12 protein-coding genes are annotated in these 12,617 nt (G+C 64.4%); 6 read left to right on the top strand and 6 right to left on the bottom strand.

The annotated features are described in order from the left end of the window. Window positions 1-77 precede the first annotated feature (77 nt). Window positions 78-971, top strand: a complete 894-nt coding sequence (locus AC1TQG_RS23805) for a phosphoribosylaminoimidazolesuccinocarboxamide synthase (RefSeq protein WP_482140857.1) — start codon at window positions 78-80, stop codon at window positions 969-971. Then, window positions 968-3,085: a S9 family peptidase gene (locus AC1TQG_RS23800; RefSeq protein WP_482140855.1), complete on the top strand. Its 2,118-nt coding sequence runs from the start codon at window positions 968-970 to the stop codon at window positions 3,083-3,085. The genes AC1TQG_RS23805 and AC1TQG_RS23800 overlap by 4 nt, the downstream gene beginning before the upstream one ends. A gap of 81 nt (window positions 3,086-3,166) precedes the next feature. Here AC1TQG_RS23800 and AC1TQG_RS23795 read toward each other — a convergent pair whose 3' ends face one another. After that, window positions 3,167-4,621, bottom strand: coding sequence for a DHA2 family efflux MFS transporter permease subunit (locus tag AC1TQG_RS23795; protein ID WP_482140853.1), 1,455 nt, complete (start codon window positions 4,619-4,621; stop codon window positions 3,167-3,169). Window positions 4,622-4,694: 73 nt separating this feature from the next. Beyond that, entirely contained in the window at window positions 4,695-5,207 is a 513-nt protein-coding gene (locus AC1TQG_RS23790; protein WP_482140851.1) for a MarR family winged helix-turn-helix transcriptional regulator, read from the bottom strand. A 174-nt stretch (window positions 5,208-5,381) separates the two neighbouring features. Here AC1TQG_RS23790 and AC1TQG_RS23785 point away from each other — a divergent pair, with 174 nt between their 5' ends. The 4 genes from AC1TQG_RS23785 (at window position 5,382) to AC1TQG_RS23770 (ending at window position 8,374) form a co-directional block, all read left to right on the top strand. Then, window positions 5,382-6,086, top strand: coding sequence for a DUF2334 domain-containing protein (locus AC1TQG_RS23785; protein ID WP_482140849.1), 705 nt, complete (start codon window positions 5,382-5,384; stop codon window positions 6,084-6,086). A gap of 80 nt (window positions 6,087-6,166) precedes the next feature. Further along, on the top strand, window positions 6,167-6,415 hold the full coding sequence (gene purS / locus AC1TQG_RS23780) for a phosphoribosylformylglycinamidine synthase subunit PurS (protein ID WP_482140847.1): 249 nt from the start codon (window positions 6,167-6,169) through the stop codon (window positions 6,413-6,415). Then, window positions 6,412-7,095: a phosphoribosylformylglycinamidine synthase subunit PurQ gene (gene purQ / locus AC1TQG_RS23775; protein WP_482140845.1), complete on the top strand. Its 684-nt coding sequence runs from the start codon at window positions 6,412-6,414 to the stop codon at window positions 7,093-7,095. The genes purS and purQ overlap by 4 nt, the downstream gene beginning before the upstream one ends. A gap of 7 nt (window positions 7,096-7,102) precedes the next feature. After that, a complete protein-coding gene (locus AC1TQG_RS23770) occupies window positions 7,103-8,374 on the top strand; it encodes a M18 family aminopeptidase (RefSeq protein WP_482140843.1) in 1,272 nt (423 codons plus the stop codon). A gap of 91 nt (window positions 8,375-8,465) precedes the next feature. Here AC1TQG_RS23770 and AC1TQG_RS23765 read toward each other — a convergent pair whose 3' ends face one another. The 4 genes from AC1TQG_RS23765 to AC1TQG_RS23750 all read right to left on the bottom strand — a co-directional run bounded on the left by AC1TQG_RS23765 (window position 8,466) and on the right by AC1TQG_RS23750 (window position 12,587). Next, window positions 8,466-9,752 (bottom strand): VOC family protein, encoded by a 1,287-nt coding sequence (locus AC1TQG_RS23765; RefSeq protein ID WP_482140841.1) that lies wholly within the window; start codon window positions 9,750-9,752, stop codon window positions 8,466-8,468. A gap of 2 nt (window positions 9,753-9,754) precedes the next feature. Then, complete coding sequence (locus AC1TQG_RS23760) at window positions 9,755-10,243, bottom strand: RNA polymerase sigma factor (RefSeq protein ID WP_482141451.1); 489 nt, start codon at window positions 10,241-10,243, stop codon at window positions 9,755-9,757. A 117-nt stretch (window positions 10,244-10,360) separates the two neighbouring features. Continuing rightward, complete coding sequence (locus AC1TQG_RS23755) at window positions 10,361-11,644, bottom strand: hypothetical protein (RefSeq protein WP_482140839.1); 1,284 nt, start codon at window positions 11,642-11,644, stop codon at window positions 10,361-10,363. Window positions 11,645-11,657: 13 nt separating this feature from the next. Further along, the gene (locus AC1TQG_RS23750; RefSeq protein WP_482141449.1) at window positions 11,658-12,587 is read right to left on the bottom strand and encodes an AraC family transcriptional regulator; all 930 of its coding nucleotides are present in this window, start codon (window positions 12,585-12,587) and stop codon (window positions 11,658-11,660) included. Between the last annotated feature and the right edge of the window lie 30 nt (window positions 12,588-12,617).

Raw genomic sequence — 12,617 nt, 5'->3', positions numbered from 1 at the left:
CGATCGGGTCCTGATGATCACATCGCCCGGGCACCTGACAACGGCGGGCGATGGTCGGGCCACTAACCTCTACAGATATGCGCCCTGCTCTGGACTCCTATGAACATCTCGCAGCCGGGAAGGTGCGGGACCTCTATTCGATCGACGAGGGCACCATGCTGATGGTCGCCTCGGACCGGATCTCGGCCTTCGACCACATCTTGTCGACGCCGATCCCCGACAAAGGTCGCATCCTGACCGCCATGAGCGTCTACTACTTCGGCGCACTGGGCGTTCCGCATCACCTCGCGGGTGGGCCCGAGGATCCCCGGATCCCGGCGGAGTTGCTCGGCCGGGCGCTGGTGGTCAAGAAGCTCGACATGTTGCCCGTCGAATGCGTCGCCCGCGGATACCTGACCGGGTCGGGACTGCTCGACTACAACGCCACAGGATCGGTTTGCGGGATCGAACTCCCCGCCGGGCTGGGGGAGTCGAGCAAACTGCCCGAACCCATCTTCACACCGGCATCCAAGGCGGACATCGGCGAGCACGATGAGAACGTCAGCTTCGATGCGGTCGTGGCCACCGTCGGCGAAGAGTTGGCGGTCCGCCTGCGGGACCTGACCCTCGACATCTACTCGCGCGGCTCGGAGTTGGCGGCGCAGCGCGGAATCATCCTGGCCGACACCAAGTTCGAGTTCGGCCTCGACGACGACGGCGCCGTGGTACTCGCCGACGAGGTGCTCACCCCGGATAGCTCGCGCTACTGGGATGCGAAGACCTACACCCCGGGCCAGGTGCAGCCGAGTTTCGACAAACAGATCGTCCGCAACTGGCTGCTGAGCCCCGAATCCGGTTGGGACCGAGCGGGCGACACACCGCCACCGGCACTGCCCGACGACATCGCGCAACGCACTCGCGCCCGCTACATCGAAGCGTACGAACGTATTTCAGGCCTGTCATTCGATGACTGGCCGAAAGGAGAGCAGTGACCGACACCTCGCAGGATTCCGAAGCCATCGTGCCGCCCGTCGCAAAACAGATTCCATTCGAGCGCACCCATCACGGTGAGACCGTGATCGACCAGTACGAGTGGTTGCGTGACAAAGAGGATCCCGAGGTCATCGCGTTCCTGGAGCAACAGAACGAGTACACCGCTGCCCAGACAGCTGAACTCGCCGATCTGCGGGCCGACATCTACTCCGAGATCAAAAGTCGCACACAGGAAACCGACATGTCGGTGCCCACGCGGCGGGGCCAGTACTGGTATTACGCCCGCACCGAGGAAGGCAAGCAGTATTCGCTGAGCGCCCGGTGCCCGATCAGTGGCCCGGACGACTGGACGCCACCGGAAGTCGAGCCCGGACAGCCCGTTCCGGGTGAAGAGATCCTGCTCGACTCGAACGTCGAGGCCGAGGGCACCGACTTCTTCAGTCTGGGCGCGTTGTCGGTCAGCGAGGACGGCACGCTGCTGGCCTACAGCGTCGACAGCACCGGTGACGAGCGGTACACGATGCGGTTCAAGGACCTTCGTACCGGCGACCTGCTCGCCGATGAGATCACCGACACGGCGCCCGGTGCGCTGTGGTCGCTCGACGGCCGTCACGTTTTTTATCAGACCGTTGACGAGGCATGGCGCCCCGATACGGTCTGGCGGCACGATCTGGGTGCAGGCACCCCCGACGTCAAGGTGTTCCACGAACCGGACGAGCAGTACTGGGTGGGTATCGGCGGCACCCGCAGCGACAAGTACCTGATGATCACGGTCGGGTCGAAGATCACCTCGGAGGTCTGGGTCCTCGACGCCGGAGATCCCACCGGCGAGTTCACGGTGGTGTGGCCGCGCGAAGAGGGCGTCGAGTACGGCGTCGAACATGCCGTCATCGAAGATCAGGATCGTTTCCTGATCCTGCACAACGCAAATGCCGAGAACTTCGAATTGCTCGAGGCCCCGATCAGCGACCCCACGGCCACACGCATCCTGGTTCCACACGACACCGAGGTGCGCCTCGAGGATGTCGACGCCTTTGCCGGACAACTGGTCCTGAGTTACCGCCGTGAAGCGCTGCCGCGACTCTCGATCGCTCCACTGACAACCGGCGAACCCGTGTTCACCGAGGTCACCTTCGACGAGGAGCTGTACTCGGCCGGGCTCGGGGCCAACCCCGAGTGGGCGGCTCCACGCCTTCGCATCGGCTACACGAGTTTCATCAACCCCACCGAGATCTTCGATCTCGACGTCGCAACAGGTGAGCGGACGCTGCTCAAGCGGCAGCAGGTGCTCGGTGACTTCAATCCGGCCGACTACGAGCAACGCCGGGACTGGGCCACCGCACCTGACGGCACCAAGATCCCGTTGTCGGTGATCCGCAGGCGCGGCGCTGATTCCGGGCCCGCCCCGACGCTGCTGTACGGCTACGGCTCGTACGAATCGAGCAACGACCCGGGCTTTTCGATCTCGCGGCTGTCACTGCTCGACCGCGGCGTCGTATTCGTGGTCGCTCACATTCGCGGCGGTGGTGAGATGGGACGCCACTGGTACGACAACGGCAAGACCCTGACGAAGAAGAACACCTTCACCGATTTCGTCGCCGCGGCACAGCATCTCATCGACACCGGTGTGACCGACACCGATCACCTCGTGGGCGAGGGCGGCAGTGCAGGCGGACTGCTGGTCGGTGCGGTCGCCAACATGGCACCGGAACTGTTCAACGGAATCCTGGCCGTGGTGCCGTTTGTCGATCCGCTGACGTCCATCCTCGATCCGTCGCTCCCGTTGACGGTCATCGAATGGGACGAATGGGGAAATCCTCTCGCCGACAAAGAGGTTTACGACTACATGCGGTCGTATTCGCCGTATGAGAACGTCGAAGCATTGCCGTACCCCGAGATCCTGGTGGTCACCTCGCTCAACGACACCCGGGTGCTGTTCACCGAGGCGGCCAAATGGGTTGCCCGACTTCAGGCCAACACGACCGGCGATGCCCCGATCCTGCTGAAGACGGAGATGAAGGCCGGCCACGGTGGGGTCAGCGGACGCTACAAGCAGTGGGAAGAGGTTGCTTTCGAGTACGCCTGGGTCCTGCGGCAGACCGGCGCCGTCTGACCTGCGCCACAACCTGACAAAGCAGCAGCGCCGCCCGGGAGAATCTCTCGGGCGGCGCTGCTTTTGTGGAACCGGATATCGCTAGTGCATCATCACCGGCACCGGCTGCCCTTCGGCATCGGTGGGCTTGGCGATTGGCTTGCGGGGCAAGAAGAACGCCGGGATGAAGCAGAGTGCGATCAGGACCGTGACCACGATGAAGGTGCTGGCAAAGCCATCTGCCGCCTCGCTCAGGGTCTCTGCGTCCTTGAGGTTGTTGACCAGGAGCACCGAGGTGATCGCGGTGCCGATGGAACCGGCGGCTTGCTGAACCACATTCATCAGCGTTGAACCGTCGGGAACCTGCTTGTCCGACAGTGTTGCCAACGCGGCCGACATGATCGGCATCATCGTCATACCCATACCGAGACCCTGAACGAACAGAGCGATACTCAGCAGCCAGAACGAGGTGTCCGCACCGAGGAATATGAAGAAGCCCATGCCAAGTGCGATCAGGACGATGCCACCCATGACGAGCTTGCCCGGACCCTGCCGGTCGGTCAGTTTGCCGGACATCGGCATGGTCAGCATTGCGCCCAGACCCTGTGGTGCCAGCAACAACCCGGTCATCAGAGTCGACTCGCCGCGCACACCGATGTAGTACTGCGGGAACAGCAGAGCGGCGCCGAGGAACGCGATCATGAAGAACGTCATGGTGATCACGGCCATCGAGAGCTTGCTGTTCTTGAACAGACGCAGATCGAGCAGCGGATTCTTGTGCCGCAGCGCGTGGAAGACGAACGCGATCATCAGCAACAGGCCGACGGTGGCGGTGAGCCAGACCGGGGTGTCGGTGAAGGTCCCGTGTTCAGCGCTCAGTGAGATGCCGTAGAGGAACAGGGCCAGGCCTGGCGAGAGCAGGAGCAGTCCGAGGAAGTCGAATGTCGGCCGGGCCTTTTCTTCTTGCCCTGGCAGAACTGCCATCGCGTAGAAGAAGGCAACGATGCCGATCGGCACGTTGATGAGGAAGATCCAGTGCCAGCTGGCGTATTCGATCAGTGCGCCACCGATGATCGGGCCCATGATCGGGCCGAGCAGCATCGGGATACCGAGCATGGCCATCACCGAACCCACGCGGGCGGGGCCGGCCGCCTTGGTCAGGATCATCATTCCGACGGGCATCAGCATGCCGCCGCCCAGACCCTGCAGTACGCGGAACACGGTCAGGGACGTGATGTCCCAGGCCAGCGCACACAGTGCCGAACCGATGACAAAAAGCACCAGCGACGTCAGGTAGACGTTCTTGGTGCCGAATCGTGCTGCAGCCCAACTGGACAGCGGGATCACGGCGGCCAGCGCCAGGGTGTAGCCGGTGATGGTCCAGGCGGCCCCGGCCTGGTCGGTGCTGAACTCATCCTGGAATGTGTTCTGTGCCACCGACACAACGGTGGTGTCGAGGATCGCCATGATGGCGCCCAGCACCACGACCACGGCAATCTTCAGGATCGACGGATCGAGCTTTTGACTTGGCGGCGCGGCCTTGTCGGTTGAGGTCATGAAAGAGACGCTTTCTGCAAAAGGGTTGGAACACTGTTGTCTTCGCTTCGTCGGGCGCTGCCGACGCAAGTTTCTACATGGACGCCTGGTTGTCAACGCACGGAGAGGGAGCGAGGTAATCGCTGGACAACACCGGCACGAGTGCGTTGTTCAGATTGGTCCGCAGGTCGCCGGGCAGCGAGGTGACCAGGCTCCGGATCGCATCCTGCCCTCGGTCGATTGCGACGGCAACTGCTTTCTCGCCGGAGTCGGTGAGGGACACCCGCTTGATGCGGCGGTCGAACTTGTCCTCACGTCGGGTGACCAACTCGAGGCCGACCAGTTTGTCGACTGCACGTCCGGCGGCCGCAAGTGACAGGCGTAGCTCGTCGGACAGTTCGTTGACCGAGAGTGGCCGACAGTGCCGGCTGAGGATCAGCAGAGCTTTGAAATGGGTGAATCCCAGCTCGGTGTCGATGATGTCGTCCATCGCGTCGACGTCCATGGCCGCCATCAGGCGGGACATGAAATCGTGGACGGTCTTGAAGGCCTCGTCGACCTCCGCACGCTCCGAAGAGGGTTGCTCGACCACATCTGTTGTTGACACTGGCTAACGGTAATGCCAACGCAACTATTGATGCCAACGCAAGGAATGTGTGTTCCGTTACAGCAAATTGCAGATGTGAGCGCCGTCACTGAACCTGTTGTCCGAGTGAAGACTTTGCCTACCATCCACCTCTGTGCAACCGCCTGACCATGTGCGATTGCGATACTGATGGCTGTGACGGGACAACTGATCGTGTCCATCTCGGGCATCAGGACCGAAACGTTGGCGACGGCCGCGGCCTTCACCGAGCGGCTCGCCGCACGAGACGTACCGGTGTCGCTGCTGGTCGCCCCACGTCTGGCGGGCGGGTACCGGCTGGTCGACGACGCCGCTACCTGCGAATGGCTCCGCGAGCGACGAGCCGGCGACGACGCGATCGTGCTCCACGGATACGACCAGGCGGCGGTTCGCAGGCGGCGCGCCGAGTTCGCAGTGCTGGGAGCGCATGAGGCAGACCTGCGACTACTCGCCGCGGACCGTGTCCTCGAACGAATGGGTCTGCGCACGCGGATATTTGCCGCACCCCGATGGAACTCCTCGCCCGGTGCCCGCCAGGCGCTGCCCGGTCGCGGTTTTCGGACTGACCTGGGCCCGGCCTCGATCGACGACCTGGTCAGCGGTCGTCGCCTCCGGGCCCGGGTCCTCGGCATCGGTGAAGGATTCGGGACCGACGCCTGGTGGTGCAGGCTGCTGATCGCAAACACTGTGCGTGTGGCCCGCCGTGGCGGAATCGTCCGGCTCTCGGTGGCGGCCAAGCATCTGGACACTCCGATCGCGGCCAATTCGCTGATCAATTGCGTGGATCTTGCGTTGCTGCAAGGAGCTTGGCCGACGACCTACCGGATGTTGGAGCCGCTCGCTGCCCGGAGCGTTGCCTGATCCGGGTCCGCCCGCCGGGAAGCCTGCGCTCAGCCGGTAGAGTTACGTCCAGCAAACCGCAGCTGAAGAGGAGTTCCGAAGTGGCTCGAGTCGTAGTGGACGTCATGCCCAAAGCCGAGATCCTGGACCCACAGGGGCAGGCCATCAGTGGCGCCCTGGGTCGACTCGGATTCGCCGGTGTCGCCGATGTCCGACAGGGCAAGCGATTCGAACTCGAGGTCGACGATTCCGTCGACGACGAGGCCCTGGACCGGATCGCCTCCGAGCTCCTGGCGAACACCGTCATCGAGGAGTACTCGGTGACCCGGGTACAGGGCGCATCGTCGTGACCGGAGCGCGGATCGGGGTCATCACGTTCCCCGGAACACTCGACGACGTCGACGCCGCCCGGGCTGTGCGCCTGGCAGGCGGCGAAGCGGTTGACCTGTGGCACGGTGACGGCGACCTCAAGGGTGTCGACGCAGTGATCGTGCCCGGTGGATTCTCGTACGGCGACTACCTGCGGGCCGGCGCCATCGCCCGATTCGCGCCAGTGATGGGTTCGCTCGTCGAGGCAGCGGGCAAGGGTATGCCGGTCCTGGGTATCTGCAACGGCTTTCAGGTGCTGTGTGAGGCCGGGCTGCTGCCGGGTGCGCTCACACGCAACCAGGGGCTGCACTTCATGTGCCGCGACCAGTGGCTGCGCGTCGAGTCCAACACCTCGGCCTGGAGCTCCCGCTTCGAGCAGGGTGCCGAGATCTTGGTCCCCCTCAAGTCGGGCGAGGGACGTTACGTCGCGTCTGAAGCTGTGCTCGACGAGCTCGAGGGTGAGGGCCGAGTGGTCTTCCGCTACGCCGGTGACAACCCCAACGGTTCGATGCGGTCCATCGCCGGTATCTCCAGTGCCGACGGCAAGGTCGTCGGACTGATGCCACATCCCGAGCACGCGACAGAAGCATTGACCGGTCCCAGCGACGACGGTCTGGGCCTGTTCTACTCGGCCCTCGATGCCGTGCTCACCAACGCCTGAGGCGCACATGGTGACAACGTCCGCCGATGCTGTCGGCCTCTGCAGTTTCATCGATGACTCTCCGTCGCCGTTCCATGTCTGTGAATCGGTGGCAAAGGTTCTGGAAGCAAACGACTTTCGGCAACTGAAAGAAGAGCATCAATGGCCGTCGCAGCCGGGTCGGCACTATGTGATCCGCGGCGGATCGCTTGTCGCGTGGGACAGCACTGCTCGTGGTCGCAGTTTCCGGATCGTCGGTGGACACACCGACAGCCCCAACCTGCGGGTCAAGCAGAACCCCGACCTACGGTCGGCCGGACTGCGAATGGTCGGGCTGGAGAAGTACGGCGGTGCCTGGCTCAACAGCTGGCTCGATCGTGACCTCGGGATCTCCGGACGGCTGGCCATCCGTGAGCCCGACGGTCTGCGCGAACATCTGATCCGGATCGACGAACCGATACTGCGGGTCCCGCAGCTGGCGATCCACCTCTCGGAGGATCGCGGCGGGGTGTCATTGGATCCGCAGCGCCATGTCAATGCCGTCTGGGGTGTCGGCGCCGACGGTCCGGGATTCATGGAATGGATTGCTGCACGCGCCGATGTCGCGCCGGATCAGGTCCTCGGCTGGGAACTGATGACCCACGACCTGGCCCCCAGTCGAGTCGTCGGTGTCGACGGCGATCTCGTCAGTGCACCGCGTCTGGACAATCAGGGCACCTGTTACGCCGGTACCCGCGCGCTCATCGACGCCATCGAATCCGAATCCTCAGCGGCCATCCCTGTGCTGGCGCTCTTCGATCATGAAGAGGTCGGCAGCGGTTCGGACCGTGGTGCGTCGTCGGATCTGCTCGGTACCGTGCTCGAACGAATTGTGCTGGCGGGCGGCGGTTCTCGGGAAGATTACCTGCGGTCGATGGCGATGAGTGCCTGCGCGTCGGGCGACATGGCCCACGCGACGCATCCGAACTATCCCGAGCGCCACGAGCCGGCACATCAGATCGCCATCAACGGCGGCCCGGTATTGAAGGTGAACCAGAACCTGCGGTACGCCAGCGATGCGGCAGGCGAAGCCCTGTTCGCGGTCGCGGCTGACAAGGCCGGGGTTCCGCTCCAGCGTTACGTTCACCGGGCCGATCTGCCGTGTGGTTCGACGATCGGTCCGCTGACAGCAACCCGTACCGGACTCAACACGGTCGATGTCGGGGCGCCGCAGTTGGCGATGCACAGTGCCCGTGAGGTCATGGGCAGCGCCGATGTCGGTATGTACTCCGCCGCCCTCGCCGCATTCCTCGCTCCCTGAACCCGATGATGTGCCGTTTTGGCGATGCCCACCTGGGCTTTTGTTCGCCAAAAGGGCACATCATCGGAGTGCGGGGGCCGGGGCGGGGAGCTCAGTACTGGCCGAGGTAGAAGCGCGCGCCCTGATCGTCGAGGCATTCGGCGGAGATGGCGTACGACTGCTGTGACGGTCCACTGACTACGGTGCCGCCGCCGTCGCGGACTCGCTGCACCGCGACCTCGATGTCGTCGACGACCCACATCGGGACCGCCACCGAACGATCCTGGCCGCCTGCGATACCGGTCATCGGATGCATGCCGTCCACCTCCCAGCCGTCGTCGACGCGCCCGGCGTTGAAGGTCCATCCCAATACTCGGCCGTAGAAGTCGCGAAGCCGTTCACTGTCCGGTGTGTACAGGGTCATGTACGTGAGCTCGCCGTGGGCGGTGGCGTGCAGTGGCGGCCGCGGATCCGGCGCCGTCGGCCGGTACACCGAAAATGCCACACCCTGGTTGTCGACGGCGTCGAGTAGCTCGCCGAATCCGAACTGCTGCACCTGGTTCGGTGTACCGCCGGCCTCGAGGATCGCGGAACGGGCGGCGTCGATGTCGTCGACTGCGTACACGCAGAGCATGGTCGGATCGCCGGGAACCGAGTAGATCCCGAGGCGATGGGACAGATTGGTGACCTGGTTGGTGGCAGCGTTGAACTCCCAGCCCAGGACCGACCCGTAAAAGGCGGCGGTGCGGTCGACGTCCGTGGTCCACAGTGAGCAGTAGCCGATGTCGCCGCGGTGGATCTGTTCGACCTTCGCCCCGGTCACCGGCCCGGTGATCATCCATCGATGTCCGAACGGGTCGACGATCACACCGGTTCGAGCGCCGTGGTTTTCGTAGGGCTCGCGCTGGACCGTCGCGCCACCGTCGCTGGCGCGGCGCATGACCGTGTCGGTGTCCGGCACCGGCAACATCAACGACACCGAAACTGCTTGTGGCTGCGGGGCTTTGAGTCCCAGATCGGGGAACTCCCCGGCCAGGTAGATCACGCCGCCGCCGACGAGGAGTTCGGCATGCCCGATGGTGCCGTCTTCCATCATGATCGGTTCGCCCCGCAGTCGGGCGCCGAAATTCGTGACGTACCAGTCGATGGCCGCGGCCGGATCGGCGACGGTGAGGTAGGGCAGGGCCCCGGGACGTTCCACGGTGGTGAGGATCTGCGACGAAAGGTTCTCGGCCGACGGCGCAGAGCCGATGTCGGTGCTCATGGTGACTCCTTCGGGTAGTTCGAGTCCACGCTCCAGGCGGGTACGCAGGCGACGTGCGAAGTCGGCGTCGGGGGACACCGGCACATCGGCTGTGGCCAGCACGGTGAACGGGTCAAATGGGTTCGGTCCGTTCATGACTAGCCTCCCTTCGCGATGGGCATCGTGTTGTCTGGGTAGGCCGCGCGGAACGCCCGCTTGGCCCGGGTGAGCAGTGCTTCGGTGGCCATGACCGTGCGCCCGAGCAGTTCGGCGCACTGCGGAACGGTGCAGTCGTCGACGTACCGCAGCGTCAGAACGGCGCGGTGGGTGCTCGACAGCCGGGCCAGAGTGAACTCGGCGAGCATTCGGTCGAGGTGGACATCCCATTCGTCGCCGGCCGGATGGTCCGGGATCTCTTCCACCGGGGTCGGCGTGCGTTGCATCTTGCGCCAGTGGTCGGCCAGTTTGTGTCGTGCGATGCCGATGAGCCACGGGATCGACGGATCGACGGCATCGTCGCCTCGCGCCCGGTCCATGGCGGCCAGAAACGTGTCCGAGGTGACGTCCTCCGCGACGTTCTTGTCACCGGCCCGCCGGATCAGGTACCCGTACACCGCAGGCAATGCCTCGTCGTACAGGGCGAGCAGCGCAGTACCTGCCGGCGCGGGACCGGACGGGTTGTGGGTGTTGCCACCCGCTGAGCTGCTCACATCCTCATAGTCGTCGGTAGCGGCGGTTTTCCGACGCCCAACCCGAGAACTCTTTTACGAAGGTGCGAGCAGCGAGAGTGTGGTGCCCTCCTCGAGCACGATGTATCCGTCGACCACAGCAGGCTGTCCGCCGACCACCGACCGCTGCCACGCGAGGTCTCCCGTGGTGAAGTCGTAGGCCGTGAGCTGGGAGTTGCCACCGAAGACGATGATGTTCCCGCCCTGCCCGATGCAGCCGAGGATGTCGATGTTGGCGGATGGATCCATCGCCTCACCGCGGGGGAGTTCCCCCAATTTGTCCGCCGAGACGAGATCGAGGACCGACCGGGTGCCGTCCTTGCGGGCAAATGCGACCGTCGTACCGCAGGGCCGCGCGCCGACCTTGGACAACTCGGGGTCGGTGACCTGCCACAGCCGCGTTTTCTGTTGCGGATCGAACGCGGCGTAGGTGCCCTGGGTCTGGAAGATCTGCTCGCTGCCTGCGCCCGTGGTGACCGGAAGAGTCGATGGACCCGAAACCAGTTGTTGTTTGTCGTTGTTCGACGTCCGGGTGCCGTCTGTGCGAAGGAACTCGACTCGCTGGGCACCGCGCTCGGTGAACTGGGCCGCGATGCCGGTCGGATAGACCACCAGATCGCATGCGCATCCGAACCTGTCGTCGCCGGTGTCCGGATCGATGAGATGCTGCGTGCCGTCCGACGCCCGCACGATGGCGACGGTGCCGTTCACCTCGACCGCGGCGGCGCCGGCAAAGGTGCGGGCCCAGATCTCTGTGCCGTCCGCCATATTGCGGCTGACCTGATAGCCGGAGCTGTTGACCCGCAGAAAGTCGGGTCCGTATCCGGTGACGGCCTGGGTGTTGTCGAGACCTGAGACGGAGCCGAGTTCTCCGGTTTCCAGATCAGCGATGTAGAAGCCGTCCGGCTGATCTGCCAGACGCACCGCGCAGCCGACCTCACCTTTGTCGTTGAGCGCACAGCTCCCGAGCCCGGCATCGATCGGCTGCGCCCAGAGCCGATCTCCGTTACCGCGATCGATGGCGAGGTAGGTGGTGCCATCACCCGATGGGTAGGAGATCAGCCAGGTGTCCCGGTAGGTGCCCGCCACCAGCGGGGTGGCGCCGGAACCATACGTGCGCATGTCGCTGAGGTCGAGGCTCCAGCGCTCCCGGGGTTCGCTCGGATACGACCGGAGCGTGCCGCTTTCGTACTCGGACGTGTCCTCGGGCGGTGTATCCATTGCCAACACCGCTCCGACCGTGACCACCATGATGATCGACAGCAGGAACACGACGAATCCGATTCCCGGCGCGGGCCGGCCTTTGAGCATGTCGCTCATCCAATCACGGGGTTCAGCTCGCCAGGGACCTGCGGTAGTCGCGGGGGCTGATACCCCGAACTCGTTTGAACGCCGCGCTCAATGCGTAGGCGCCGCTGTAGCCGACCTGCGCCGCAACGGCATCGAGCGTGAGGTCCCCGCCGGCCAGGAGGTCGGCTGCCATCGACAGGCGCCATTCGGTGAGATAGGCCATCGGCGGTTCGCCGACGAGCTCGGTGAACCGCTTGGCCAACACGGCTCGCGACACCGCGCACTGCCCCGCGAGCGCGGCGACGGTCCATGGATGTTGTGGATTGTTGTGGATCAGGGTCAGTGCCCGTCCCACCACCGGATCCGACTCGGCGGCAATCCAATTCGACCCCGACGACTCGGTGGAGGAGAACCAGGACCGCAGTGAGTCGATCAAGACCAGGTCGAGGAGTCGATCCAGCATCACCTCTTGTCCAGGGGCGTCACGCACCATCTCGGTCGCGAGGAGTCCGAGGAGCGGAGAACTGTTGTCACGCACGATGATCAGTCGGGGGAGTGCATTCAGGAGTCGGGCGGACACCTCGCCTGCCACGCCGTATGTGCCGACCAGCGACACGGATTCGCCGTCGGCACTGTTGCCCCAACTGCGGATACCGAGGCACATTTCGTCGGCCAGTTCTGCGCCGTCGTCGCTGACGCAGTGCTGGCCTTCTCCGATGATCGCGGTGGTCGCAGAACTGCCGTCGCCGAAGGTGTACGGGTGCGGGCCGCGGATGATCGCGACGTCGCCGGGACGCAGGTCCGCTTGTTCACCGTCGTCGAAGGCGATGGCCGCGGTCCCGGATACGGTCACCACCACCGTCAGCGGAGCCTTGTCCTCGATCCGGACAGACCACGGCGGCGACATCACCACCCGCAACAGGAACGCATCCTTCGCGCGGGGTCCGTTGAGCACACTGCCAAGCGCATCCACAAGACGATTACACATGAAATCAAGCGGATA

Source organism: Williamsia sp. Y844 (assembly GCF_056786475.1).
This window is presented reverse-complemented; position numbering and strand designations above follow the sequence as displayed.

Excerpts from the sequence above, each read along its gene's own strand:
- AC1TQG_RS23805 (WP_482140857.1), top strand. The coding sequence starts at position 78 with ATGCGCCCTGCTCTGGACTCCTATGAACATCTCGCAGCCGGGAAGGTG.
- AC1TQG_RS23795 (WP_482140853.1), bottom strand. The coding sequence starts at position 4,621 with ATGACCTCAACCGACAAGGCCGCGCCGCCAAGTCAAAAGCTCGATCCG.
- AC1TQG_RS23770 (WP_482140843.1), top strand. The coding sequence starts at position 7,103 with ATGGTGACAACGTCCGCCGATGCTGTCGGCCTCTGCAGTTTCATCGAT.
- AC1TQG_RS23765 (WP_482140841.1), bottom strand. The coding sequence starts at position 9,752 with ATGAACGGACCGAACCCATTTGACCCGTTCACCGTGCTGGCCACAGCC.
- AC1TQG_RS23755 (WP_482140839.1), bottom strand. The coding sequence starts at position 11,644 with ATGAGCGACATGCTCAAAGGCCGGCCCGCGCCGGGAATCGGATTCGTC.